The 26886-nt window shown below is 50.7% G+C and carries 26 protein-coding genes and 1 other RNA gene; 14 read left to right on the plus strand and 13 right to left on the minus strand.

Features of this window, described 5'->3' with window-relative positions:
• Positions 1–26 precede the first annotated feature (26 nt).
• The 3 genes from P40081_RS12155 to P40081_RS12165 all read left to right on the plus strand — a co-directional run bounded on the left by P40081_RS12155 (position 27) and on the right by P40081_RS12165 (position 3601).
• Entirely contained in the window at positions 27–1970 is a 1944-nt protein-coding gene (locus P40081_RS12155) for an ABC-F family ATP-binding cassette domain-containing protein (RefSeq protein WP_042135702.1), read from the plus strand.
• Positions 1971–2421: 451 nt separating this feature from the next.
• On the plus strand, positions 2422–2907 hold the full coding sequence (locus P40081_RS12160) for a tetratricopeptide repeat protein (RefSeq protein WP_042135704.1): 486 nt from the start codon (positions 2422–2424) through the stop codon (positions 2905–2907).
• A gap of 370 nt (positions 2908–3277) precedes the next feature.
• Entirely contained in the window at positions 3278–3601 is a 324-nt protein-coding gene (locus tag P40081_RS12165) for a hypothetical protein (protein WP_144026086.1), read from the plus strand.
• A 409-nt stretch (positions 3602–4010) separates the two neighbouring features.
• Here P40081_RS12165 and P40081_RS12170 read toward each other — a convergent pair whose 3' ends face one another.
• From P40081_RS12170 to P40081_RS12195, 6 genes are all read right to left on the minus strand, one after another.
• Positions 4011–4772, minus strand: coding sequence for a hypothetical protein (locus tag P40081_RS12170; RefSeq protein ID WP_231575336.1), 762 nt, complete (start codon positions 4770–4772; stop codon positions 4011–4013).
• A gap of 240 nt (positions 4773–5012) precedes the next feature.
• Entirely contained in the window at positions 5013–6056 is a 1044-nt protein-coding gene (locus P40081_RS12175) for a M42 family metallopeptidase (RefSeq protein ID WP_042135710.1), read from the minus strand.
• 27 nt (positions 6057–6083) lie between these two features.
• Complete coding sequence (locus P40081_RS12180) at positions 6084–6404, minus strand: LapA family protein (RefSeq protein WP_042135712.1); 321 nt, start codon at positions 6402–6404, stop codon at positions 6084–6086.
• A gap of 85 nt (positions 6405–6489) precedes the next feature.
• Positions 6490–8280, minus strand: a complete 1791-nt coding sequence (gene pepF, locus P40081_RS12185) for an oligoendopeptidase F (RefSeq protein WP_042141004.1) — start codon at positions 8278–8280, stop codon at positions 6490–6492.
• Positions 8281–8490: 210 nt separating this feature from the next.
• Positions 8491–8661: a hypothetical protein gene (locus tag P40081_RS38965; protein WP_042135714.1), complete on the minus strand. Its 171-nt coding sequence runs from the start codon at positions 8659–8661 to the stop codon at positions 8491–8493.
• Between the two features lie 6 nt (positions 8662–8667).
• Positions 8668–8901 (minus strand): hypothetical protein, encoded by a 234-nt coding sequence (locus P40081_RS12195; protein WP_036702226.1) that lies wholly within the window; start codon positions 8899–8901, stop codon positions 8668–8670.
• A 172-nt stretch (positions 8902–9073) separates the two neighbouring features.
• Here P40081_RS12195 and P40081_RS12200 point away from each other — a divergent pair, with 172 nt between their 5' ends.
• The gene (locus P40081_RS12200; RefSeq protein ID WP_036725228.1) at positions 9074–9271 is read left to right on the plus strand and encodes a cold shock domain-containing protein; all 198 of its coding nucleotides are present in this window, start codon (positions 9074–9076) and stop codon (positions 9269–9271) included.
• Positions 9272–9535: 264 nt separating this feature from the next.
• Here P40081_RS12200 and P40081_RS12205 read toward each other — a convergent pair whose 3' ends face one another.
• Positions 9536–10780: an MFS transporter gene (locus tag P40081_RS12205; protein WP_042135717.1), complete on the minus strand. Its 1245-nt coding sequence runs from the start codon at positions 10778–10780 to the stop codon at positions 9536–9538.
• A gap of 224 nt (positions 10781–11004) precedes the next feature.
• On the opposite strand from P40081_RS12205, the gene P40081_RS12210 reads away from it, so the two are divergent.
• The 4 genes from P40081_RS12210 (at position 11005) to P40081_RS12225 (ending at position 16121) form a co-directional block, all read left to right on the plus strand.
• Positions 11005–12087, plus strand: coding sequence for a tetraprenyl-beta-curcumene synthase family protein (locus P40081_RS12210; protein ID WP_042141005.1), 1083 nt, complete (start codon positions 11005–11007; stop codon positions 12085–12087).
• 73 nt (positions 12088–12160) lie between these two features.
• Positions 12161–13132, plus strand: coding sequence for a 6-phosphofructokinase (gene pfkA, locus P40081_RS12215; protein WP_039299701.1), 972 nt, complete (start codon positions 12161–12163; stop codon positions 13130–13132).
• A gap of 238 nt (positions 13133–13370) precedes the next feature.
• Positions 13371–15845 (plus strand): FAD-dependent oxidoreductase, encoded by a 2475-nt coding sequence (locus P40081_RS12220; RefSeq protein WP_042135719.1) that lies wholly within the window; start codon positions 13371–13373, stop codon positions 15843–15845.
• Between the two features lie 15 nt (positions 15846–15860).
• A complete protein-coding gene (locus tag P40081_RS12225; protein ID WP_042135721.1) occupies positions 15861–16121 on the plus strand; it encodes a metal-sensitive transcriptional regulator in 261 nt (86 codons plus the stop codon).
• 72 nt (positions 16122–16193) lie between these two features.
• Here P40081_RS12225 and P40081_RS12230 read toward each other — a convergent pair whose 3' ends face one another.
• The 4 genes from P40081_RS12230 to P40081_RS12245 all read right to left on the minus strand — a co-directional run bounded on the left by P40081_RS12230 (position 16194) and on the right by P40081_RS12245 (position 20327).
• The gene (locus P40081_RS12230; RefSeq protein WP_042135723.1) at positions 16194–17549 is read right to left on the minus strand and encodes an MATE family efflux transporter; all 1356 of its coding nucleotides are present in this window, start codon (positions 17547–17549) and stop codon (positions 16194–16196) included.
• Between the two features lie 144 nt (positions 17550–17693).
• Entirely contained in the window at positions 17694–18923 is a 1230-nt protein-coding gene (locus P40081_RS12235; protein WP_042135725.1) for a putative glycoside hydrolase, read from the minus strand.
• Positions 18924–19162: 239 nt separating this feature from the next.
• Complete coding sequence (locus tag P40081_RS12240) at positions 19163–19351, minus strand: hypothetical protein (RefSeq protein ID WP_171718441.1); 189 nt, start codon at positions 19349–19351, stop codon at positions 19163–19165.
• Between the two features lie 178 nt (positions 19352–19529).
• Positions 19530–20327 carry a YitT family protein gene (locus P40081_RS12245; RefSeq protein WP_042135728.1) on the minus strand — a complete coding sequence of 266 codons (798 nt, stop codon included), beginning with the start codon at positions 20325–20327 and terminating at the stop codon, positions 19530–19532.
• Positions 20328–20673: 346 nt separating this feature from the next.
• On the opposite strand from P40081_RS12245, the gene P40081_RS12250 reads away from it, so the two are divergent.
• A complete protein-coding gene (locus P40081_RS12250) occupies positions 20674–22332 on the plus strand; it encodes a degradosome RNA helicase CshA (protein ID WP_042135729.1) in 1659 nt (552 codons plus the stop codon).
• A gap of 115 nt (positions 22333–22447) precedes the next feature.
• Here P40081_RS12250 and P40081_RS12255 read toward each other — a convergent pair whose 3' ends face one another.
• Entirely contained in the window at positions 22448–22543 is a 96-nt protein-coding gene (locus P40081_RS12255) for a hypothetical protein (RefSeq protein ID WP_039299719.1), read from the minus strand.
• Between the two features lie 177 nt (positions 22544–22720).
• On the opposite strand from P40081_RS12255, the gene P40081_RS12260 reads away from it, so the two are divergent.
• From P40081_RS12260 to P40081_RS12265, 3 genes are all read left to right on the plus strand, one after another.
• A complete protein-coding gene (locus P40081_RS12260) occupies positions 22721–23539 on the plus strand; it encodes a YesL family protein (RefSeq protein WP_042135731.1) in 819 nt (272 codons plus the stop codon).
• Between the two features lie 104 nt (positions 23540–23643).
• A non-coding RNA gene (gene ssrS / locus P40081_RS37015) (6S RNA) lies at positions 23644–23835 on the plus strand.
• 255 nt (positions 23836–24090) lie between these two features.
• On the plus strand, positions 24091–24480 hold the full coding sequence (locus P40081_RS12265) for a DUF1499 domain-containing protein (protein WP_039299722.1): 390 nt from the start codon (positions 24091–24093) through the stop codon (positions 24478–24480).
• A 176-nt stretch (positions 24481–24656) separates the two neighbouring features.
• Here the strand turns inward: P40081_RS12265 and tpx are convergent, their stop codons facing one another.
• Positions 24657–25175 (minus strand): thiol peroxidase, encoded by a 519-nt coding sequence (tpx, locus tag P40081_RS12270; protein WP_042135733.1) that lies wholly within the window; start codon positions 25173–25175, stop codon positions 24657–24659.
• A 113-nt stretch (positions 25176–25288) separates the two neighbouring features.
• Here tpx and P40081_RS12275 point away from each other — a divergent pair, with 113 nt between their 5' ends.
• Complete coding sequence (locus P40081_RS12275; protein ID WP_042135735.1) at positions 25289–25915, plus strand: rhomboid family intramembrane serine protease; 627 nt, start codon at positions 25289–25291, stop codon at positions 25913–25915.
• A gap of 14 nt (positions 25916–25929) precedes the next feature.
• Positions 25930–26847 carry a glutamate biosynthesis transcriptional regulator GltC gene (locus P40081_RS12280; RefSeq protein WP_039299738.1) on the plus strand — a complete coding sequence of 306 codons (918 nt, stop codon included), beginning with the start codon at positions 25930–25932 and terminating at the stop codon, positions 26845–26847.
• Positions 26848–26886 lie beyond the last annotated feature (39 nt).

Below are 26886 nucleotides of genomic sequence, written 5' to 3' on the forward strand. Positions count from 1 at the left end.
AAATATAAGGCAAGCGAGGACAACTGATGAATATTATGACCGTGGAACACCTCTCCAAGAGTTACGGGGAGAAAACATTATTCCTTGATGCATCCTTTGGCATGGACGACAGGGACAAGATTGGCGTCATTGGTGTCAACGGAACGGGTAAATCGACCTTTCTGAAGATTATCGCCGGGCTGGATACACCGGACGCCGGACAGATTGCCATCGGCAATGACGTGCGTGTACAGTATCTGGCGCAGAATCCGCCGTATGAGCCTGGCAATACCGTGCTGCAGCAGGTGTTTGCCGGAGATGATCCGGAGCTGGCCACGATGCGGGAGTACATGGAGATTATGTCTCTGCTGGAGCAGAATCCGGGCGATTCCGGGCTGGAAGCCAGACTCGTGCGGATCGGGCAGGCCATCGATGCCGCCGGCTCCTGGCAGCTGGAGAGCGAAGCCAAGATTGTCCTGACCAAGCTTGGGATCACACAATTTGATGCCCGGATGGAGAACCTCTCCGGCGGTCAACGCAAACGTGTAGCGCTTGCCGCAGCGCTGATTACGCCTTCAGAGCTGCTGATTCTGGATGAGCCTACCAACCATATCGATACGGATTCCGTAGCCTGGCTGGAGCAATATTTGCAGAAACGGCGCGGCGCCCTGCTGATGGTTACGCATGACCGTTATTTCCTGGAGCGCGTAGCCAGCGTAATGCTGGAGCTGGATGGAGGGAGCCTGTACCGCTATGAAGCGAACTACTCCCGCTTCCTGGAGCTGAAGGCTGACCGCGAAGAGCGCGAAGCCTCGGCGGAGCAGAAGCGCAAGAATCTGCTGCGCACCGAGCTGGCGTGGATCCGCCGGGGGGCCAAAGCACGATCCACGAAGCAGAAAGCGCGTATCGACCGCTTCGAGAAGCTGAAGGAGAGTACAGGCGGCGCTTCATCTGCCTCGATGGATATTTCCGTGGCTTCCACCAGACTGGGCCGCAAAATCATTGAGATCCAGGATCTCACGAAATCCATGGACGGCCGGACCCTGATTAAGGACCTGACCTATATCGCGGTGCCGCAGGACCGGGTGGGTATTGTCGGCAAGAACGGCAGCGGGAAGTCGACCCTGCTCAACCTGATCGCCGGAAAGCTTACGCCGGACAGCGGCGAGGTTCAGCTGGGGACAACCGTTAAGCTCGGCTACTTCACCCAGGAGCATCAGGATATGGATCTCAGCATGCGCGCGATTGAGTATGTGAAGGAAGAAGCGGAAATCATCAAGACTGCCGATGGCAGTGTCATCACCGCCGGGCAGATGCTGGAACGGTTCCTGTTCCCTCCGGCGATGCAGTGGACCCCGATCTCCAAGCTCTCCGGGGGCGAGAAGAGACGCCTCTACCTGCTGCGCGTGCTTATGGGAGCGCCGAATGTACTGCTGCTGGATGAGCCGACGAATGATCTGGATATCGGAACGCTGGCTGTGCTGGAGGACTATCTGGATGAATTCCCCGGCGTAGTCTTTACCGTATCGCATGACCGTTACTTCCTGGACCGTACCATAGATAAGCTGATTGCCTTCGAGGACGGATCGATCCGGCTGCATGTCGGTGACTATAGTGAATACGAAGAATGGCTGGCAAAGAATGTGCCTTCCGGCAGTGGTGGTTCCGGTAAGTCTGAAGGCGCTGGAGGCCGCAGTACTACTGCACCTGTAGAGCAGAGCGGTAATGCGCCAGCAGCCGCGCCGTCACGCGAGAAGCTGAAATTCACCTTCAAGGAGCAGAAGGAATACGAGGGCATCGACGAGGCCATCGAACAGGCCGAGCAGCATCTCGTAGATATCTCGGCAGAGATGGAGGCGGCCTTTGCCGACTCCGGTAAGCTCCAGGAGCTGGTGGATAAGCAGCGGCAGGCCGAAGCGGAGCTGGAGCGCCTGATGGAGCGCTGGACGTATCTGAATGAGCTGGCGGAGAAGATCGCGGGTAAGGCGTGAGGTTTGAAGCGCTTCGGGCTGGGTTAAGGTTGTGACCAACCTATCTCTGCTGCTCTCCTTCGTTGCGATATAAAATCCTGCCCAAATACAACATTTCCCTCATTTTATCGGCCCAAATCACCGATTGTTGTATAAAAGGCAGGATTTCAACTTTTTCAAGCGGCTTGGCAGGATTATTCTTGTATTTTGTACAACAATCCGCCTGAACAGCTTGTTATTCATGAATCAAAGTTGCAAAACGTACAACATTTATGTCCGCACTGCTGCTTCCTAACTCTAAGAAGTTTCAATTTAGCCGGCAACGAATCAAGTGTGGGGAATTGACGATTGTCGTATCTCCGCCAGTCTCTCAGCAACTGGCCGGTAATTTGAAGGGGTGTTATCTAAAGAGCAGTTATATAGTTATTAATTTCCCCTGTCAGAGTTAAATTGTAGAAGGAGGTCGCTGCCGGTGACAAATACTCTCGAAGCTGCCATTGCGCTGCGGACCTCCGGGCAAGCGGAGGAAGCAAGAGTCATGCTGCTTCAGCTGCTGTCAGCGGATGACAGCAATGCCGAGCTGTACTATCAGCTGGCCTGGACACATGATGTGCTCGGCATGGAACGCGAGGCCGTGTCCTATTATGAGCAGAGTCTTGCTCATGGTCTTCCGGATGAGGAGCAGAAGGCAGGTGCAATGCTGGGACTGGGAAGCACGTACCGGACGCTTGGGGCGTACTCACAGTCCCGGGAGCTGCTGGAGCAGGGCGTGCTTGAATTTCCGCATCGTGCGGAGTTCAAAGCCTTCCTCGCCATGACACTGCATAATCTGGGTGCGCATGCAGAGGCAATGGAGCTACTGCTTAAGCTGCTGTCCGAAACCTCTGCCGATGCAGGTATTCATAGTTACAGCAAGGCTATTATGTTCTATGCAGATAAGCTGGAGCAGGTATGGTGATATAAACGCGCAATAGGAAACCCGGCACCTGAAGTTCAGAGGCCGGGTTTCTTTTTTTTGCGCTGTGGAAGGAAATACAACATTAGATTTCCCAGGAATAGCTATGTACTATACAAGACGCACAAAAAAAACAACTAGCGAAAGAAGCATAATCAGTCACCGGATATCCACCGCGAACAGCGGTAATCATCAAGAAATCTGAGGGCGGGCAGCGGCCGGAAGTCCAAAGGTTCACCGCAGTGACGACTAAGCTTCAAATTCAAATCTTAAGTGCATCTTATATAGTAAATTTATGGTAGAATATTTTTGTGTATATGTGCTTAAATATAGAATAATTGTGGCTTCGATCTTACTGTTTGCGGAGGTGTGAATGATGAACATACGACTGAGAGAGATAGGCTTAAGTGTCATGTTTGTTTCTGCTGTTTTCTTCTTCGGAAGGCCGGATGTGACCGATGAAACCAATGAACACATTGAACACAATGTAGAGGCGCTCAAATATTACAAGAATACCTCTGCACCAGTTATAGCTCACCCTATTTCAGCTGATAACAAGCTGCCCCGCAGGCATGAGGAAACTTCAGAACAGAATCTGATTATAGCTGAAGTTGACTCCGGCAAAAGCCCCGTGCAGCTCATCCCGGTCTATAAGAACGGGGATGTGCCGCGAATTGAGCTTGTGCCATCCCGTTAAATTTCAATACATTACATTCTACTGTTGGATCAATTGTTAATAACTCAGACCTGAGGATGAAGCGGACTGAGATTCCGTTTTATACTATTCATTTAAGCCCGAAATGAGGCATAATCGGTCATATAAGGGCACTGAGTCCGCTTGGACAGCGAATCCGCTGGATCTGCTCAAATAGCGGATTTTCAGTCCTCTTCACCCGGAAATTATTATTCTATAGTAAAAAATTGGGAGACGTGTCTCCCGCAGATACTTTCCTTAGTTCAGCTTATCTTATACAGTTAACAGAAAGAGTGCTGTGCCAGTTATGAAAAGAACTGGCACAGCACTCTTTGGTTATTACGCTATAGCATAGGTATAAGCATCGTGGCGAGCAGGAAGGTCCGTGGCCGGGTATGGCCCCGGGCCCCGGTTATTTCCCGCCCGCCACGGCAATCATCTGCACGACCGGCCGCGAGTCGCCGGTCAGCACCACCTCGTCAGCGTTCATCTGCGATGAACCGTCTCCGTCGAGGAAGATCCCTTCCCGTCCCTCGCCGGGGACGGCCCGCTGCACGGCGGTGCGGAACTCCGCCGCCGTGCAGAGCGAATTCGTGACGAGCAGCCACAACTTGCCGGACTGGTCATAGACCAGCCCGGAGCGCAGGCGCCGCTCGCCCTCAAAGGGAAGATGCTCTGCGGCCGCCCCAGCTGCCCACAGCTCTTCATGCTGCAGGTTCATGCTGATCCCGCCCTGCGCCCAGTAATTGCCGCGGTCACTCACCGCCAGGTCGCCGCCGGAGGCAACGACCTGTACGCTGAACGCTCCCGCGGCTCCATCCCACACCAGGGTGCCACGCTCGTACTTCGCGTTGAACCAGCCGGAGCCGTAGCCCTGCGGTGCGCCGTTCACCGGCACGTCGTTCATGATGGCGATGGACAGCAGGTCATCGCCATAGAAGAAGCCGCCATTGATCCCATAGGCGGCAATCTGTCGCAGCGGCTGCCCTGCGCGCCGCAGCACGATATCCTCCGGCTTCACCGCCATCATATGCAGCTGAATCTCGCCTGAACTCTCGGCATAGATGTAACTATGAGGGAGGTCGTCAAAGACCTCATGCTCATCATCATCCGTCAGCCTAAGCGCAGCCAGGATGACCGCAAACAACACCAGTAGGACAACTGTGGTAACCACAATCCACCACCTGCGATGCCCCCGCAAACTCTGCAGCCATCCCCCAAACTCAAATCGCGCCGACACAAGCATCCCTCCGCAAACTCCGCAGCATGGCATTAGTCTTCATAGTCTCTATGATTCAGTCCACACAGCCTAAGCTCTCCGTAAACCCCGCAGCATGGCATTAGCCTTCATAGTCTCCATGATTCAGTCCTCACAGCCTAAGCTCTCCGCAAACTCCGCAGCCATTTCTCTAGTTCAGTGCGCCCCAACATAAGCGGCAAGCAGCTTAGCAGTATTCAGCACGGCCTGCTTGTGTGTGCGCTCCATGGAGTGGGAGGCATGCACGCCCGGACCGATCAGCGCGGCCCGGATGTTATTCCCGCCACGCAGCGCCGCTGAAGCATCGGAGCCATACTGCGGATAGATATCTACCGCAAAAGGAATCGCCAGCCCGTTAGCGAGCTCAATCAGCTTACTGGTCATGGCATAGTCATAAGGTCCGGAGGAGTCTTTGGCACAGATGGAGACATCGGTCTCTTTGCAGCTCAGATCGTCACCCATAGCGCCCATATCCACAGCGATCATCTCGTTAATCCCGCCCGGAATCCAGGCTGCGCCGTGTCCGACTTCTTCGTAATTGGAGATCAGCAGGGACAGGTTATGGAGCGGCTTCCAGCCTTCGCGCCGGATGCTCTCCAGGAGGCCGAAGATGGCCGCTACGCTGGCTTTGTCGTCGAGATGCCGGGACTTAACATAACCGCTTGGCGTCAATACCGCACGGGCGTCAAAAGAAATGAAATCACCCACAGCAATGCCCAGCTTCAGCACATCATCTTTAGTGGAGACCACTTCATCAATACGGATTTCCATGTTCTCTTCTACGCGTTTGAAATCGCGCGCATCGGCATACACATGCACGGAAGGGTGGCTGCTCAGGATTGTACCGGTGTAGGTTAATCCGCTGCGCGTATGAATCGTGCAGTACTCATTCTCGATACTCTGCATGCTGAATCCGCCGACAGAGGTTAAGCGCAGGGAGCCGTTTGGTTTAATGGAGCGGACCATGGCGCCCAGTGTATCTACATGGGCACTGATCCCGATGGTGCGCGAAGGATCAAGTCCGGGAACAGTCAGGATCGCCCCGCCTTTCTCATTCCAGCTCAGCGGAATATTCAGTGCAGCCGCTTCTTCGGCCACAAGAGTCATCACCTGGGCGGTGAAGCCGCTGGGACTGGGGGTGTCGAGCAGTTTTTTGAGCAGGGTAAGGATATATTCTTCATTAGGCTGAATGTTAAGCAATGGGTGTTCCTCCTATTCGGTGTATGGTTATATCTGGGCTGATCCTTCTGAAGAGAGGACATCATTTGGGACAGTCAGAGAATCCATGGCATTGCCTGCATCACGGAGCTTGGTCAGCTCTGCGTTCAAGCTTTTAATCTGCTTCTGCAGCTTATATTGGCGGAAAATCCCGTAGGAACCTACAACAACGCCGCCGATCAGCGCGCAGCCAAGAATGACAAGAATAAGCGGGATGCTGACAACGTCGAAGCCGAAATTAACCGGTACCGTATCCACGTTCATGACAGCGAAAACAGCGGTCAGCAGTGCAAAGAATAAACCTAATATAAGTGACCATTGAAATTTCATAGTACTTCCTCCTCGGGCCATATTGACAATACAAATCCCCTGCCCGCAAAGGGCAAGGGATTACTGTAATACTAAGCTTTCTGCCTTACTTGGTCAACTGTTCCATCTGTTCAATCACACTTTCAAAGACGCTCATTGCTTCGCGGATCGGTTCAGGTGAAGACATATCGACGCCGGCTTTGGTCAGGATATTAATGGAATAATCACTGCCGCCGCTCTTCAGGAAGCCCAGGTAACGGTCTACCGCCGGTTTGCCTTCCTCCAGAATCTGTTTGGCGAAGCTGGTCGCCGCCGAGAATCCGGTAGCATATTTGTAGACGTAGAAGCTGTTATAGAAATGCGGAATCCGCGCCCATTCCATCTCGATATCCTTATCCACGACCATATCCTTACCGTAATACTTCACATTCAGGTCGTAGTAGATTGCAGAGAGGTCCTGAGGAGTAAGCGATTCGCCTTCTTCAGCACGCTGGTGAATAATCTTCTCGAATTCGGCGAACATCGTCTGCCGGAACACGGTAGTGCGGAACTGGTCGGCATAATAGGTGAGCAGGTACATTTTTTCCTTCGGATCGGTCGACTTGTTCAGCAGATAATCCATCAGCAGGGCTTCATTGGTGGTCGAAGCAACCTCTGCCAGGAAAATGGTGTACTGGGCATCCCGGTATTTCAGCGTCGTGTCTGAATAGTAGGAATGCAGGGCGTGGCCCATTTCATGCGCCAGTGTGAACATGCTGTTGAGGTTGTCATTATGGTTCAGCAGCACGTAAGGGTGGGTGCCGTAAGCTCCCCAGCTGTATGCGCCGGTGCGTTTGTTCTCATTCTCATAAACGTCAATCCAGCTTTTGTCGTAGCCTTCCTGCAGCACGCTTAGGTAGTCCTCGCCGAGCGGCTTAAGGCCTTCCTTAGTGATCTTCTTGGCTTCCTCAAAAGTAATATTCAGCTTGTATTCGTCCACGAGCGGGGCGAACAAATCGTACATATGTAACTCATCTACTCCAAGCAGCTTCTGGCGCAGCTTCATATAACGGTGCATCAGCGGCAGGCTCTCATGAATGGTGTCGATCAGATTAGTGTAGACTTCCTTCGGAATATTGTCACCGTAGAGGGACATTTCCAGCACGGAAGGGTATTTGCGCACACGCGAGTAAAATACATTCTTGTTCACATTCGCACTAAGCGTAGCGGCGATGGTGTTCTTTTGCTTGCCGTAGGTCTCATAGACCGCTTTGAAAGCATTCTTGCGCACTTCACGGTCCGGGCTTTCCAGGAACTGAATGTAGCTTCCGTGGGTGAGCTCAACTTCCTCGCCATCTTCATTCTTGACCTTCGGGAATTTCAGATCCGCATTGTTCAGCATGCCGAACACAGTCTGCGGAGCCTGGGCAAGAGTGCCAACCTGAGCGAGCAATGCTTCTTCCGCTTTGGAGAGGACATGCGCTTTCTCACGCTTCATTTCCGTTAAGGTGAAGGTATAGTCAGAGAGAGAAGGATCGGCAATGAACTGGTCCAGGGTTTCGTTTGGCAGGGCCAGAATTTCCGGTGTGACAAAAGAAAGAGCTTCCCCGGCTTCAACGCCCAGCTTCTTGGCTTTTGAGGAGAGTGCCTGGTACTTAGGAGCCGCCGTATCTTCGTCCTGGCGCATGTGCGCATAGACATAGAGGCGTTCGGTCAGCAGGGACAGCTTGTCGTCCAGCTCGAAGCATTTCTTGAGGGCCTGAGGAGAATCAAGCTTGCCCTGGAAGTCAGAGGCGCTTGTGATTAGCTCCTTCACTTCCTTGTATTCGGCATCCCATTGTTCCTCTGAAGCAAACATATCTTCAAGCTTCCAGCGGTTCTCGGCGGGTACTTCACTTCTCTTAGGTAATTGTTCCATAGAAATCCTCCTCGGTTGATGGGATGCAGCAGACATAGTCTCGGCTTGCGGCACTGCTGCGGACACATTTCCCGGCAGCAGGCCGAGAACAAGCAGCAGCGGGAGGGATTTGGAAGTAAACGACATGACAGCAGCCTCCTGAATCTTAAAGTAGGCTTAGTATGTCCTGCCAAATCCTGATTATTAATCTTAAAGTTACTTGCGGTGAAATTATGCGAGCATGCTGTAAATAATGAAGACAAAAGCGAGTGCAATCATGATGACTGCAGTTAAGGCCATGCCGCGTTTCAGACGCGGCGGCATCTTGTCCTTGCTCATAACGAGCACGGCACCCAGACACAGAACGACAATTACATAGATTACAAGGCTCTCATTGTTCATTCCCGCTTATACCTGTTTGAAGGCAGCGATGATATTCTTGTACTCTTCTTCATTGTCTTTGTAGGACTCTTTGTTGAAGCGGTTGTTGACCCACTGCATCATGGCCGGACGGCTCATGAAGGTATGTGTTTCTTCTCCCCATTGATCGGAAATTTCACGGAGGATAATATAACGTCCCTGAACTTCCACTGTCATCATATTCCATTTGTCTGTTTTGTATATTTCATGTTTTTTGATCATTATCATTACCACCCTGGCGATTTTTGGCTTTTGGCTCAATGATAACGCACCGGAGAAGGGAAAAGCAAATTAAATCACGAATACAGGGAAAAGATGGATTGCTTTACAAGTATAGATGGAGTATAATGTAAGCATACGCCATATATGGCGGTATTTTTAGGAGGTTGTTCATTTGAAAGGTACAGTAAAATGGTTTAACGCAGAAAAGGGTTATGGTTTCCTTCAAGTAGAAGGCGGCGAAGATGTATTTGTTCACTTCTCAGCAATTCAAGGCGACGGTTTCAAGACTTTGGATGAAGGCCAAGCGGTTGAATTCGATGTTACTGACGGTAACCGCGGTCCACAAGCAGCGAACGTAGTTAAATTATAAGATACGGTCAGGCAGAGCTTCTGCCAGCCGCAATATATATATTTGATGCAACACGCATTTGCATGAGTAGCAACAAGCAACTTAAGCAGCACACAGTTCTCCCGGGAACTGTGTTTTTTTATTTCTTCTATAGAATGATGAACGAGAATTAAGAGCGGAAATTAAGAAAGCCATGCTGTTCCCGGGCCCGGGAACAGCATGGCTGATTTTATTAGTGCCAGCATACGAAGCAAATAATCTTTACAGTTTGTTACAATACAATACTCAGAGCGGAGTCCTGGCTTTTCTCCGGAGCGGCCGGTCGGGGCCTCCCCCCACATCCATCAGATGCTTGGACAGGAAGCCGATAAAAGCAAGAATTGAGAATCCGGTAGCCACCATATAGAATACAATCCGTCCGGCATCCTGATAGATCAGGCCGCCGAAGGTACCGCTAAGCAGACCGGCACCGCTGGACCATACAACCGTGAACAGTGCCATTCCCGTTGCCCGGAGATGATCCGGGATAATCCGCGTGATATAACGGACGGCGGTTACATAATAGATGCCGAAGGAGACGCTGTGCATAGCCTGAATGGCAACTACAGCTCCCGGCTCCTGAGCCAGTGACATGAACAGGAACCGCAAGGCAAACATCAGGCTTGCGAAAGCAAGCAGCGGCAGTTCCTTGAACTTGTCGCCGTATTTGCTCAGCAGGAAGAAGATCGGGATCTCACTAAGAGCAGAAGCCAGCAATGCCCAGCCGATAATCTCATCCCCGGCATTCATTCCCTTGAGGCTGATGGTCAAAAAGGCTTCATTCATGCGGTAACCGATAGCGAGCAGAAAGACACAGCTGAAGAACCACAGCACTTCTTTTTGCAATAGAATTTCTTTGAGTCCGCCGCCTTTAAGCGGTTTGCCTGAAGCGTCCCCGCTTACATCTGCGGGAGCTGGCTCGCTGCGTTTCACATCCTTCAGTCCGAAGGTAATAAGCAGTGCGGTCACGACAATCACGATACAAATGCCTACGCTATATTCAGGACCAAGTGCTCTCAGCACATAACCGATCGTTAGGGCGAAGAACGAATACCCGAGCGAGCCGAATACACGGATTGCAATGAAGTTCCGGCCGTGACGCTGGGCAATTTTGATAGCCATGGTGTCCGCAAGCGGAAATACAGGGTAATAGAAGAAATAGAAAACGGACAAAATAAGCATAACACTCGAGAAATCTGCGGCTCTGGCGAGAATGATAGCGGTTACCAGCTGGCCTCCTAGCAGGAGGGCCATGATCTTCCGGACAGTGCCCAGACGGTCACTCATCATGCTCCAGAACAGATTGGAGAGAATGGAGATCAGCGGGCCGACAGAGTAGAGCAGACCCATCTGCGGGCTGCTGAAGCCCAAATGTGAATAGAATAAAGGGAAATAGGATACAACCAGCACGCTGGTGCCGTATAAGGTGAACATAAAGGATCGCAGCCAGTTTTGATCGCTATATTGGCCGCCGCTCCGTCCTGCATACATGAACCTGCACTCCTCCGGATATGAAATAAGCCTAATCTCATACATTTAATGTCGAACGGGTAATAGTATAGCATAAAGCTGGTGAGGCAGGGGTTACGTGAAAAAACGTTTTTCTGAATCTTTCAAGGTTTTGCGAAAGTGATTTTGTTGTTTGTACAAATACGCTCTGCATATTATAATAATGATGATTTGGATAAGGAGACAACAATGTGGAGGCACTGTCATTGAATGAATTTGAGCAAGGCCGTTACCTTAGTCCGCGCGGTCCCATTGGACTGATGAACAGGGTCTACAAGTACGTGCTGCCGGAAGTGCGGGCATGCCTCGATTTCTGGCGCCAGGATGCAGAAGGGATTCCCGATCCCGAGCTCCGCAAGCAAGCGCTTGCCAGCATTGAAACGAAGCAGTTTCATTGCGAAGGCGGCGGTATTTATGCCGCCGGCAATTTGTCGATGAGACATATACTGATTCCGCTAATTGTTGCTTATCAGACGATCAGTGATTATTTGGACAACCTATGTGATCGCAGTACTTCGCTTGACCCTGCCGATTTCCGGCTGCTGCATCAATCCATGCTTGATGCTATTAACCCAGAGGCGGAGCCGGTGAATTACTACGCGCTGCGCAATGAACAGAATGACGGCGGATATTTGTACAGGCTTGTCCGCAAATGCCAGGAGATGACCTCTCAGCTTCCCGGATATGCCGCCGCCGCAGCTGAGATTCATGATCTGGCCGTATTGTACACCGATCTTCAGGTCTATAAGCACATTCGTCCGGAGCTCAGGGAAGCCGCCCTGAAGGAATGGTGGGAGAGAGAGGGCCATCGTGCACCTCATCTCGGGTGGAATGAGTTTGCAGCCGCAACCGGTTCAACCCTTGGCGTCTTTATGCTTTTTTTGGCCTCTTGTGATCCCAAGCTAAGCCTAAGCGCATCGGCTTCGATTCGTGCTGCTTACTTTCCGCATGTGTGCGGACTGCACATTATGCTGGATTATCTGATTGACCAGGACGAAGACCGGGCAGGCGGTGACCTCAATTTCTGCAATTATTATGACGACACTGATACCATGCTGAATCGGATCGCTTCCATCGTGGAGTGGGCCCGCAAGGATGTCCGGACTCTTCCCGAGACCTCAATGCATCGTATGGTCATCGAGGGGCTCTTGGCACTTTATTTATCCGATCCAAAAGTCAGCGAACAGCGGGAGGTTCGCTCTGTATCCAAACGGCTGATGAGAAAAAGCCCGCTGACCCGGTTATTCTTCTTCGTTAACAGCCGCTGGATACGCAAACACATGTATTAGTCGCACTAGATGCTGCCGGGGCTCATTCTGACACGGAGGACATCCGGCGCAATTTTAAGGAGGAACAAACAGAATGGCAAACGTAAAAAAAATCGCAGTACTAACCAGTGGAGGAGATTCACAGGGCATGAACGCCGCTGTACGTGCGGTTGTCCGCAGTGCGATCTACTTCGGAATTGAAGTGTTCGGCATTCAGCGCGGGTATCAGGGTCTGCTCAACCGTGATATTTTCCCAATGGATCTGCGCAGTGTGGGTGACATTATCCAGCGCGGAGGTACCATTCTGCAATCTGCACGCTGTCTGGAGTTCCTGAAGCCTGAAGGCCAGCAGAGAGGTGCTGACATTCTTAATGAAATGGGCATTGACGGCCTGGTAGTCATCGGGGGTGACGGTTCTTACAAAGGAGCCAACAAACTCAGCAAGCTGGGTATTAACACCATGGCTCTGCCGGGTACCATCGATAATGATATTTCCTTCACAGATTATACGATTGGCTTCGATACAGCCGTAGGCGTTGTTGTAGATGCGATTAACAAACTGCGTGACACCATGTCTTCCCATGAGCGTTCTTCGATCGTGGAAGTTATGGGCCGCCATTGCGGAGACATCGCGCTGCATGCAGGTCTTGCCTCCGGTGCAGAAACGATTCTTGTGCCTGAAATGCCGTATGACCTGAATGAAGTAGCAGACCGGATGAAGGACAATTTTGCCCGCGGCAAACGCCACAGTATTGTAATTGTTGCTGAAGGCGTAGGCAAAGGCGAAGATGTGGCACAGGCGCTCAAGGACCGCCATGCTTCTCTGGATGCCCGTGTAACGGTTCTGGGACATATCCAGCGCGGAGGTACACCTACTCCTGGTGACCGCAACCTGGCCAGCCGTCTGGGTGACTTCGCAGTCCGCAAGCTGATTGAGGGCGAATCGGACAAAGCATGCGGAATTATCAAGGGTGAACTGACTCTTACTGATATTGATAAAGTTGTGAACACTAAGAAAGACTTCGACACGGATCTGTATGAATTGGCTTCCCGTTTGTCCCAATAGGAACTATTATATTGCCTTTAAGACCGCCTGGAGACAGGCGGTCTTTTTCCTGTGATCATAATTAGAAGGATATGCTTAACTCGATATTTCTTTGCTCTGAGCTGGAAAAGATAAATAGTATTATTCCATATACGGGTGCCATGACCTACAGCAAAACATCTTTTTCTCACTTGACTATATACCCCCACCCGTATATATTTATACCCGTAGGGGTATTATTTATAAGGGGGAACTAGAAGTGGGAAGAACTATTGTCATTATTGGCGGAGTAGCAGGAGGAGCGTCAGCTGCTGCACGTTTAAGAAGATTGAATGAGGAAGACCGGATTATTATTCTGGAACGTGGAGAGCATGTTTCCTTTGCCAACTGCGGGCTGCCCTATTACATCGGAGAAACTATTGATTCCAGAGAAAAGCTGTTTCTGCAGACACCTGCCGGTATACGGGCCCGGTTCAATATCGATGTGAGAGTATTTACTGAGGCCACGCAGATTGACCGTGAACATAAGCGGGTAGAGTGCCGGAATAGTAAGACCGGAGAGGTTGAACAAATTCCATACGATATTATAGTGCTGTCTCCGGGTGCGCGGCCGATAGTGCCGTCTATTGAGGGTATTTCTGCAGCGGAGAATCTGTTCACCCTAAGAAATATTCCCGATACCGACCGTATCAAAGCTTATGTAGACCGCCGAAAGCCCCGACATGCTACAGTTATCGGCGCAGGCTTTATCGGCCTTGAAATGGCGGAGAATCTGCGTGAGCGGGGTCTTGAAGTAACTGTAATTGACCGGGGACAGCAGATTCTCAATCCGCTCGATCCGGAAATGGCCCGCCCGCTGGAAGAGCATATGCGGCTGCATGGTGTTGAAGTGCGGCTGAATGAAGGTGTAGAAGCTTTTGAACAACAGGGCAGCCTGCTGCGCCTCTCCTCCGGTGAAGTGCTCAGTACCGATATGGTGATTTTGGCAATTGGTGTCAGTCCCGAGAATGATCTGGCACGCAGCAGCGGGCTTGCACTTGGTGTCCGTGGAGCAGTTAAAGTAAATGCCCAATTACAGACCAGTGATCCGGCCATCTATGCCGTTGGGGATGTCATTGAAGTCAAGGACCGTATTCAAGGGTTTGATACCATGGTTTCTCTTGCCTGGGGGGCGAACCGGCAGGGCCGTCTCGCCGCAGATCATATTAATGGGCGCGAAGCTTCATACAATGGGGCAATGGGAACGGCGATTATTAAGATTTTTGGTTTAACTGCCGCTCTTACCGGTAATAACGAGAAGACGCTTAAGTCTCTTGGGGTACCTTATGAAGCGGTGCATATACATCCGAATTCCCATGCCGGATATTATCCCGGTGCTGCACCGATAGCCATGAAGCTGTTATTCAATCCGCAGACAGGAGCCATTTACGGAGCGCAGGCGGCGGGCAGCACCGGTGTTGATAAAAGAATCGATGTAATTGCCACAGCCATCCGCGGCAATCTTAAGGCTAATGAGCTGGCCGATATAGAATTGTCATATGCTCCTCCATACTCCTCAGCCAAGGACCCGGTAAATATGGCAGGCTACGTAGCCTCCAATCTGCTGGAGGGACTTGTAGCAAACCTCCAGTGGCATGAGGTGGATGACTTTTCGCACGGCGGCGGACTTATCATTGATGTGAGGGAAGAAGTGGAACGGTCAGCAGGCTATATACCCGGCTCTATAAACATTCCGCTGCCAGAGCTGAGAGAGCGTCTAACGGAAATCCCGCGGGATAAGGAAATTGCGGTATCCTGCCAGGTAGGGCTGCGCGGCTATATTGCTGCCAGAATACTAAGCCAAAACGGTTATCAGGTAAGGAATGTTGACGGTGGATATAAGACTTATGCTGTGATGGAAGAAAGTCAGCTGCAGAGTACCGGGAAGCGCAAGGCTTCGTCCGGTTCAGCGGCTCCTGCCAATGCCGTGAATAACCGGACAGAACACGGGAATGAACAGCGTCTTATACTGGATGCTTGCGGTTTGCAATGTCCGGGCCCTATACTCAAAGTATATGAGACAGTAAAGTCAATGGAAGATGGCCAGAGGGTTGAGATTTCTGCAACGGATTTTGGTTTTGCCGCTGACATCAGGCAGTGGTGCAGCAAGACGCATAACACCCTGGAATCTGTAGATGTATCTGAGGGCAAAGTGAAGGCGCTGGTACGCAAAGGGTCATGGAATACAGCAGATGATGTGTTTCAGGTGCAGAATCCCCAAGTCACAGAAGGGACGACCATGGTTGTCTTCAGCGGCGATCTGGACAAAACCATTGCATCCTTCATCATTGCCTCAGGTGCTGCCGCGATGGGGAAGCAGGTAACGATGTTCTTTACTTTCTGGGGGCTGAATGTGCTGCGGCGCGGGCAGACCCCGCAGGTGAAGAAAGCCGGACTCGACAGAATGTTTGGAATGATGATGCCGCAAGGGACACGTAAGCTACCCTTATCAAGAATGAATATGGGCGGGCTGGGTGCGCGGCTGATCCGCTACACGATGAAACGCAAGAATGTAGATTCACTGGAGCAGCTTATGCAGGGGGCGCTTAATGCCGGTGTGAAGCTGATGGCTTGTTCTATGAGTATGGACATCATGGGTATATCACAGGAAGAATTGATAGAAGGGGTAGAGATCGGCGGTGTTGCCAGCTATCTCGGTGCCGCAGAGGATTCGGGAGTTAATCTGTTCATTTAAAGGGGCGAAGAAACCGTGGTATATGACAAGGCAATAATAAACAGATTGAAGCGTATAGAAGGTCAGGTTAGGGGTGTTCTCAGCATGCTGGAGGAGGGCAAGGATTGCCGGGAGATTGTAACCCAGCTGACCGCGATCAGAACCGCCGTAGACCGCACTGCTGGTGCAGTTATTGGAGACAATCTGGAGCACTGCATTCAGGAGGAGCTGGCAAAGGGAAATACTCCGGATCAGGTCATCAAGGAAGCAGTACAACTGCTTGTGAAAAGCCGGTAAAATAGAACAGCCGCAGACAGGAGGATTAACCTCTTGCCTGCGGCTGTTTTTCGAATATAAGCTGTAAATTACTCAAGCCTTCTCAAGAGCGAATCTTCGCTGCACCCGAATGAGCCGCGACAGCAGCAGAATAGCTCCAATAGCCAGACCCGTAATCAGCCCGATCCAGTAGCCGTAAGCGCCCAGATCCGTATAAGTGGCGAGCAGATAGCCAACCGGAAGACCAATTACCCAGTATGCAACGAAGCAAATGATGAAGGCAGGGGTAACATCCTTATACCCCCGCAGAACACCTTGAATTGGAGTTGCGATAGCATCGGAGATTTGGAAAAAGATTGCATAGATCAGGAAATGCTGAATTAGCGATATCACTTCAGGTGCATCCGAATATAGCCCGGCGACATGGCTGCCGGCAAACAGCAGCACCAGCGCGGTAAGCAGGGAGAGGACCGCTGCCGTACCAATGCCCATGAATCCGTACTGGCGGGCATCCTTAAGCCGGCCGGAGCCGCTCTCGAAACCGACAAGTATCGTCAGACTCATACAGATGCTCAGCGGAATCATATACAGGGTGGACGCGAAGTTGATCGCTGCCTGGTGGGCTGCAATAGTAACCGTATCAAAGCGGCTCATAAGCAGCGTTACGGCTGAGAAAACCGCAGTTTCAAAAAAGATTGAGAAGCCGATAGGTACACCGATCTTCAGCAGTTCCTTAAAGCTGCCCAGCGACATGGCATGGAATTTGCGGAAGAGCTGCAGGCCTCTGAAGGGCTCGGCACGATAGATAAAGACCAGGGAAATCAGGAAGATTACCCAGTATGTAATGGCTGAGGCTACACCGGCACCTACTCCGCCAAGGCGGGGGAATCCGAAGTTACCGAAGATCAGAAGGTAATTGAGTCCCACGTTAACCGGAAGAGCAATCAGTGTGATGAACATCGAGACGCGGGTCTGACCCAGTGCGTCAATGCAGCTGCGGACTACGGTATAGCCGAACAACGGTATGATGCCAAAAGAAATCGCCCGCAGGAACCGGAATGCGATATCGCGTACCTCTGGCTCCAGGTTCATGAAATTGAGTACCGGCGATAAGGCCAATCCGCCCAGAATGAGCACCAGCACCGATACGAGCAAGGAGAGCCACATGCCTTGCATGACCTGGTGGGCGACATCTTTATTGCGGCGGCTGCCGATCAGATGGGAGACAATCGGCGTAATTCCCATTAGAATCCCGCTTAGTCCGGTCTGGATCGGAATCCACAAGCTTGTGCCGATAGCAACACCGGCGAGATCGTTCGTGCCGAATTTACCGGACATGTTCGTATCGAAGAAAGTAATGGCTGACAAGGCGATTTGAGTAATAAGGATCGGAAGCAGGATATGCAGAAACTGTCCGGCTTTTTGTTTAATGGAAGAAGTCTGTTTCATAATAGTGGGTGCCCCGTTATCTTAATAGTAGTTGTAGGATGTACTTGCTTAATTCTCAGTAAAAAACCCGGCAGCTGCCGGGTTCCGGATCGTCTTATGGTGATGTCTTATGGAGATTGGATACATCAGATAATTGCTGTAAGCTTATTGTTCGTAATCCACTTCCGAGGTATAACGGTTATTGGCATTCCAGAGCAGGAATTCATCCACGTTCTCGTCTTTCAAGGCGCGGATCTGGTCTTCAACCTGCTTTTTGCCGTATTTGACATAATGGCCGCTGCCGAGCCAGCTGGCGGTGAAATCCTGTATCCATGGACGAATTACCGGCTTGTAGCTGCCGAGCGGATCAAGCTTCTTGTGCGTATCGACCATTGAGCCTTTGATTGTAGCATAAGGGTCCTTGTCCGGATCTTTGACGTCAAACCAGCCGGTAGAGTAATGGCTTGGATAGACCATCGGGCTGATGACATCCACATTCTTCGATATTTTGACGAAATCCTGGCCAATGCCCTCTGCTGCAGGAACTGACGCTGCATAGCCGAAAATATCAACAGATACACGTACGCCCAGCGGCGCGAGCTCTGCTTTGGCATATTTGACAAAGTCGGCAATGATTTCTACACGCGGTCTGTCACTCTTGGTGTATTTCAATGTATCTGCACGTTTCTCGAAGCCTTCAGGGAAGCGTACATAGTCAAATTGAATTTCCTTGAATCCGAGCTTCGCGGCTTCTTTGGCAATATCCACATTGTACTTCCACACCGCTTCATTATAAGGATTCACGAAGCTGTCTCCGCCTTTGTTAGCCCAGACTGAGCCGTCGGTATTTACAAAGGATAATTCCTTGTTCTTCTTGGCCAATACAGAGTCCTTGAAAACAACAATCCGGGCAATCGGATATACGTCATGCTCCTTCAGACGTGTCATCAGCTTGTTGATGTCTCCAATGAACGGCTGGGGATGTCCCATTTGCTGGAGCTCTGTGTTATCCGTTTTGTATGTGATGTAACCCGCGTCATCCTTGATATCGATGACCATGGAATTCAGTTCCGTCTTGTCGAGCAGAGCGAGCAGGGTTTCCATGCGTTCGCCCCCGGCGCTGTAGGCTGTTACATAAATCCCCTTAACCTTAGGTGCATCCGGCTGCGGATCGGTATGAAGTGCTGCGTCTGGTGTTGCGCTTGGTGAGGGTGCTGCCGTGCTGCCAGCTCCACCCGGTGTAATCGCTGTTGCCTCTGGATTCGTAGTGTGTTCTGCGACGATGGGGGGATTCATGGCGCTCTGCAGTGCTGCTGCCACATCAGCGTCGTGGCCGTTATTCGGCACTCCAACGCCTCCCAGGGCCATCATCAGTAATGCCCAGGTGATGTTCATTCGTTATTCGCTCCCTTTATGTACATTCCCTTAAAGTATAAAGTAACGGATGCACTCAAAAAGAACAGACTTGTAACAATACCCGTAATTTTTGGTGTCATAAAAAACCGCTCTTGTTGTTTATAAACGGGATGTACGGATTTTGAACCGCTGAATTAAAAAGTAAATGCCGCTCGGATCCGGCACGAAGGCCGAATCCGAAGCGGCAACTATAAAAACTTGCTCTTAGGGCAGCTTGCTTAGTGAAGATACGCAGAATTCTGATGCTCGCAAATGCTGTAATGGATGATATCCATGGCATCTGCCGGTTCCAGAATGCTTAGACCGTCACGCAGAACGATTACAGAATTGAGTTCGTCCTGCTTCAGAAACGGTATCATATCGGGATACCACCTCATGACGATTGCTGACAGTTTTACCGTTTCCATTTCCACAAAAATCACCCTTTCCTTTTTCGAATCGAACTGAATTAGAATTCAGGGTCCACCCGGAAAAACGAAGTGCCTGGAAAAAAGAGGGGTAAATCACAATCTTCATGAAATTGATAAGGGTCCTGCGTGGTACTAATATATCACAATTTTAAAATATGCGCATTTTTTTCGGAGCCTATCTTTTGCGGAAAGACCCCATAACCCCGACTGTTTCAACGATGTTCACAAAAGCCTGCGGGTCGCTTGTTTTGATGATCCGTTTGAGCTCTGCGAGTTCGTACCGTGTGGTCACTGTCATTAGCATGTCCCGTTCCACATGAGAATAAGCACCTTCCGTCTTAATCTTTGTGACACCGCGCTGAAGCCCCAGCAATTGCTGCAGAAGCTCATCCGTCCGGGTTGTTACTATATAGACGGTGACTTTGATGTGGCTGACATGAATCAGATCGACGACCTTGCCGCTTACATAAATGGAGACCATGGATGCAAGTGCCAGGTTCCAGTTGTTATCGAAATAAGCTGCGGCCAGAATAACGAGCCCGTTAAGGCCGACCAGGACATTGCCAATCGGGAAATCGCGGTAACGTGTAATAATCGAGCCCAGAATATCGAAACCGCCGGACGAGCCGCCCACACGGAAAGACACTCCGGCCCCGACACCTACAAGCACCCCTCCGAAGACGGAAGCCAGCAGCATATCCGAGGATACCTGATACACCGGTACCAGGGTCATCAGCCAGGTTGTGGCTCCGACAGAGAGGATACTGAGGATAATGAACCTCCGTCCAAGCTGGAACCAGCCGGCGGCAAGCAGTGGCACATTAAAGAGTAAATACAGCAGGCTGATGTTAAATGGAGTGAAGTAACCGACCAGCATGGCCAGGCCTGATACTCCTCCACTGAGCAGTCTGTGCGGGATCAGGAACAGATTGAAGCCGCAGGCAATCATCGCAGAACCGAAGATTACGGCCATATAACTCCCGAATAGTCTGAGTTTCAACAAACAAATTCACCTCTATGTTTAATGTAAGTAATGAAAGAAAGGAATGTACTGGTATTCCTGATCCGGTTTGTGATATAATGTATAGGATATTCTTGAGTAGGACGTTACAATGGTATTTTTGCATTGCTTAGAATGCGAAGTTACAGTTGTCAGGTATATGTAGTGGCCTGATCATAGGACATTTTTTTTGTCCCAATACGCGCTAAACCATGCAGGAAATACGGCATGATTGGACAGCCTATAAATGTGTTTACCGCTACTTAAGAATACAGACAAGCATGTGGAATGTCCACTGTATAGAAGGAGCATGAATAATTTGAAAACATTCGCAGAATTCGGCTTGGAGCCAAAAGTGCTACAGGCAATCACTGAACTAGGATTTGAGGAAGCAACACCCATTCAGGAGCAAGCTATCCCTCTTGCAATGGCCGGATCGGATCTGATCGGCCAGGCACAGACGGGTACAGGTAAGACCGCTGCTTTCGGGATTCCCCTCATTTCCAAGATCGCCCGGGAAGAAGAGAAAATTGTTGCATTGATTATGACGCCTACACGCGAGCTTGCTATCCAAGTAGCAGAAGAAATCGGCAAATTGACCCGCTTCAAGGGACTTCGTTCACTGGCCATCTACGGCGGGCAGGATATCGGCCGTCAAATCCGCGGACTTAAGAAGAAACCACAGATTATTATTGGTACTCCTGGACGTCTCCTGGATCATATCAACCGCAAAACCATCCGTCTTGATGATGTACAGACCATTGTACTTGATGAAGCTGATGAAATGCTGGATATGGGATTCATGGAGGATATCCAGACGATCCTCAAGCTCGTTCCGGAAGAACGCCAGACGATGCTCTTCTCGGCTACTATGCCTCCTAACATTCAACGTCTTGCCCAGCAGTTCCTGAAGAACCCACAGCATGTATCCGTAATTCCTAAGCAAATCAGTGCACCGCTAATCGATCAGGCTTATATTGAAGTTCCTGAACGCCAGAAGTTCGAAGCGCTCAGCCGTTTGATTGATATGGAGTCCCCTGATCTGGCTATCGTCTTCGGCCGTACCAAACGCCGGGTAGACGAGCTTGCTGAAGGATTGCAGAAACGCGGATATTCCGCTGATGGCCTGCATGGTGACTTGTCGCAGAACCAGCGCGATGCTGTAATGCGCAAATTCCGCGACGGCAGTATTGATGTACTGGTTGCTACAGACGTTGCAGCCCGCGGTCTGGACGTTTCCGGTGTAACTCATGTAATTAACTTTGACCTTCCGCAGGATCCGGAAAGCTATGTACACCGTATCGGCCGTACCGGCCGTGCCGGTAAAGAAGGAACTGCATGGTCCTTCGTAACTCCTCGCGAAATGGATCACCTGCACCTGATCGAACGTGTTACCCGTCACCGCATTACCCGTAAACCGCTTCCTACTATGGCTGAGGCTATTGAAGGCAAACAGCGCATTACAGCTGAACGTCTGCTGGCAATGGTTGAGGACGGCGGCGAACTGAACGAATACAAAGGTATTGCCATTCAATTGCTGGAACAATATGATTCTGTACAGCTGCTATCCGCAGCTATGAAGCTTCTTACCGGCGATAACAAGGATGCGCAAATCGAGCTGACTCCTGAAGATCCGATCCGCGCTAAACGCCGCGGAGGCAAGAACGATATTCGCAGCGGACGCAAGCCTAACGGCGGCGGCTATGGCGGCAATCGTACAGGCTCCGGAACTGGCAGCAGCAGTGGCGGCGGCTATCGCGGTAACCGTGATAATGCCAGCAGCGGCGGAAGCACGCGTGGCGGCTACAGCAGCGGCTATGGCAGCAACAGCGGCAGCAGCTACGGCGGCGGCTACAAAGGCAACCGTGATGCGGGAGCAGGACGCGATGGCGGTGCAAGCCGCAGCGCAGACCGTAAACCGTCCGCCCGCCCAAGCAGCACAAGCACCCGTCCGGCTAAACAGGATTACGACGTTTAAGCATTGCGTTTGACATAGGAAGAAGACGAGCGACCGCGAGCGGTTCTCGTCTTCTTTTTTTGCAGAGATAAGAATTTATATGCTTCGAGTAATACCTTATCCTTATCATGCACGATTAGATGAAAGTGCGGGTAATAATGACGAGCAGGATGAACAGGACCAGAATGGTGCCGGTGGAAGTCCAAGGATTGCAGCAACCGGGTGCGGACATGGGATTAACCTCCTTTAAACAGTGGTTGTTGTGGTTACGATTCTAATATATGGACGAATCACAGAGCTTGCGTAGACACTTACCTATAACTTGTAAACTTGGGCGCTGGAAAAGTCCGGGTCAAATAGGGTATAGTTAAGATACGCAGTATGCGCTAGATAGACAGGAGGAAGGGAATTGGAGTTTAAGGGAGCAATGGGCGGTTTATACCGCATCACAGAATGGATATCACGTATTGCCTTCAGTAATATTTTGTGGGCACTGTGTTCGGTTCCGTTTCTGTTCGCAGGAATTATGAAGATGATTATGCTGGGTTCGGAAGCAGGCGGACCGAATGAGCAGATCACGCTCAACTGGGTACTTGGCGTACTCGCGCCATTCACTGTATTTCCCGCTACGGCGGCGTTGTTTACAGTGGTGCGCAAATGGGTGATGGGCAACACAGATGTAAGCACATTCCGCACTTTTTTTCAGGGGTACAAAGAGAATTATTTCAAAAGCATGCTTGGAGGTATTATCTACACCCTGCTGTTCGTGATTATGTACGTTGATGTTACCGTATACATGACACAAATGGCCAATTTCAAAATCGTCGGTATCCTGATGCTCGTGCTGATGATTATTTTGTTCGTTTCCATGTTCAATTTCTTCTCGATCGTGGTTCATTACCAGATGACCTTCAAGGAAGTGGTGACCAACTCCATTCTGTTGACCATCGCCCGGCCGATCCGTGTATTCTCAACACTAATTGGTTCAGCGGTTCTTCTCTATATAGGTCTGCGGTATCCGGTGCTCTACGCTCTTTGTATTCCTACATTCATTGCTATGCTTGCTTTCTTTAACTTCTATGCAACGTACAACAAGCTGCAGCTGCAGGTGGAGAAGAAGAAGCTGGCTGAAGAGCAGGCGGCGCTGGAAGCAGCCGAGAATGAAGGCATGCCTTCTGACGAGGATGATGAGGAAGCGGAAGAGGGTATTAACCTCAAGAAGAGTTAACATTCCGGTAACCGAAAGATCAATAATTTTGACGGAAATTTATTACAGTGTTAATTAAAGCGCATACAGGTTTACTTTTTCGTTAAAACGCAATATAATATTAATAAATCCTGCGATGTACGTTATGGTTGCTCGTTGTTTTGAACCAATGATAATGTCTTGGGAGATCTACATGAAGCGCGGCTGAACAGCCCTGTCTATACGACTTGGGGAATTCAAAAACGACTTCTGCGGTCACCCACCTGCTATAGCAGGTTCAGAAGACACTGCAGCCGGACGGCATAGGCGGGTTTTCTACTGTTTTTGACAAGGCACCCTGTTACCTGCTCACTGCAGGAGTAGGGTGCCTTTTATGGTGTGTGTTCCGTTTTTTTGTGAGCAGTACTTGTAAGTGCATTGCTGTTCCCGCCAGCTAATGGAAGCGGGATGTTAGGACTGCCCTGTCTGGCCGGGCTATTTACCCGGACAAAGTGCGCTATGCTCTTTTGTTCCGGGGATAAGAGTGTTACACTTAGAGTAATGAACTTGGGATTTGAAGAGGGGGAAGAATTTTGTCGTTGAAAAGAACCTTGGTCGGTTTATTTCGCAGTCATGACGGAACAAGCGACCGTGCAAAAGATCCGACACTCAAAACACGTTATTACACTCTTTCAAGAGACAAGGCGTGGGATGAAGTATCCGCAACGCTGAAGAAGATTCCTGGATTCAAAGTGCTTCACGAAGTACAGTCTGTAGGGGAGATCACCCTGGAGAAGAGAACGGCCTTCGGCCGCACACTGGATATCACCGTATCTGTGCTGAGTACCTCGCCGGTACGCTGTGCCGTAGATATGTATTCCGCATCCAGAGGATCGCTTGGCGATTTGGGTGCCAATTACCGTGTCATTCAGCGTCTGTACCAGTCACTGGATAAGAAGCTGGGCAAATATAAGGCTGACTAAGAGCAAGCTGCACTTTTCTGTCCAGAGATTGTATGCGGTTTCTAAGCGCGGTACAGGCCGTGCCGGGCATTAATAAATAGGGCTCATCATACGCAAAAAGCGGGAGAAGGATGACCTTCTGCCGCTTTTTTTCACAAAAGTAAGACTGAAAATGTATAAGTATGGTGCGCTTGCGGTTACAGCAGTGCCCGAACAGCAGAGATGGCAGCTTCATAGTCCGGATGCTCCGCCATTTCGCTGAGGTATTCAACATAAGCCAGCTTGTCATTCTTGTCCACAACGAAGATGGAACGCATATCCAGACGGAATTCCTTGATCAGTACGCCGTAGGCTTGTCCGAAAGAGGTTTCCTTATGGTCGGAGAGTGTAATTACGCTGTCAATGCCTGCAGCGCCGCACCAGCGTGCCTGAGCGAAAGGCAGGTCTGTGCTGATAGTGAGGATAACCACGTCATCGCCGAGACCGGCAGCCTCGCTGTTGAAGCGGCGGGTCTGTGCATCGCACACGCCGGTGTCGAGGGAAGGCACAACGCTGATCAGCTTTATTTTGCCGGCATAATCACCGAGTGAAGCATCTTCCAGCAGATTCTTGCTTACCACGAATGCGGGTGCGGAATCTCCTGCCTTCAGTTCAGGTCCTACGAGAGTAATGGGATTGCCTTTAAAAGTAGCTACGCCTGTTCTTTCTTGCGTCATGTCCTTGTTTCCTCCTTGGATTGCAATATTGGATTGTTACTGCCACAATAAATTATAATCTTTTTAGAAGCTGAATGTCGAGCCGGACAAACATACATAAAAGGATGGGTGCTATGATTTTCATACGATACGAGAAGTGGAAAAGTTATCTCCGGTATTATCCGGTAACCTGTGTGCTGATTCTGGCCAATGTGCTGATGTTCATTGTACTGTCGCTGAATGGCGGCTCAACGAATCTGCAGACTCTCGTGAAGTTCGGGGCAACGGTAAATGTCGGACCGGAGAAAGATGAGCTGTGGCGCTACGCTGCGGCCATGTTCCTGCATAACGGGTTTGCCCATCTGTTCTTTAACAGTTTCGCCCTGCTGGTATTTGCGCCTCCCCTGGAGCGGCTGATGGGCTGGTGGCGGTATGCGCTGCTGTATCTGGCCGGCGGGTTCCTGGCGAACCTTCTGGGGGTTGCCATCAGCGGCCGCGGAGTAGTAGAGATCGGGATTGTCTCTGTAGGCGCCTCTGGAGCCATCTACGCCGTTTATGGAGCATTCCTCTACATTGCGTTACTGCAAAGAACGATGATGGACGAGGGCTCGCGCAAGACGCTGTACGGCCTCCTGGTGATGGGGATTATTATGTCGTTTGCCACACCGCATGTAGATTATATGGCCCATATCGGCGGTCTGATAGCCGGCTTCTTCATTTACGGACTAATGATCCGCGTGTTCAAACGAAACCGACGATAAGAGAGGGTGTAGATGTGGAGCTTAGACAGCTGCAGTATTTTCTAAAGGTTGCCCAAAAGGAACATGTCACCAGAGCGGCGGAGGAGCTGCATGTCGCACAATCTGCAGTAAGCCGCCAGATCCATCAGCTTGAGCAGGAGCTCGGTGTAGATCTGTTCATGCAGAAAGGGAGGAACCTGCAGCTTACTCCCGTCGGACAGCTCTTTTGCAAAAGAGTAGAGTCGCTCCTTAATGAACTGGACCGTTCAGTGGCGGAGGTTCATGAATTCCTTGATCCGGAGCGCGGGGAGATCCGCATCGGCTTCCCGCATAGTCTCGGGACCCATCTCATTCCTTCCATTGTTGCGGAATTCCGCCGTCATTATCCGCATGTTAAATTCCGCTTTAAGCAGGGGGCCTATCCGTCGTTAATTAAGGATGTGATTTCGGGTGAGGTGGATCTGGCCTTCATTTCTCCATTTCCGGAGAATGACGGGCATGTGGCCGGAGATATTGTGATGACTGAAGAGTTGTTCGCCATTCTGCCGCAGAATCATCCGCTGGCCGGAGAGGAAGTGATCCGGCTGGAACAGCTGCGGGAAGAGAAATTTGTCTTATTCAGCCAAGGCTACTCACTGCGGCCGATTGTATGGCAGGCTTGTCTGCAGGCGGGGTTCAAGCCGCAGATCGCTTTTGAAGGCGGGGAGACAGATACGATCCGCGGTCTGGTAGCTGCCGGGATGGGAGTAAGTTTGCTGCCGGAGATGGCGTTCTACCAGACCAATCCAATGCAGCCGGCGCAGGTCCGGGTCGTTGAACCCTCGGTTACAAGAACGGTGGGGCTGATTCACAGGGCGGACGGCAAGCTGCCGCTGGTGGCCCGTTCATTCCGTACCTTCCTGCTAACATATTTCAAAGACAGACAGCAAAACAATACCCCGGTCGGCTCATAGCCTACCGGGGTATTGTTTGTAATTATCTAAGGGTCCGCT

Source organism: Paenibacillus sp. FSL P4-0081 (assembly GCF_000758565.1).
Taxonomy (GTDB): domain Bacteria; phylum Bacillota; class Bacilli; order Paenibacillales; family Paenibacillaceae; genus Paenibacillus_AQ; species Paenibacillus_AQ phytohabitans.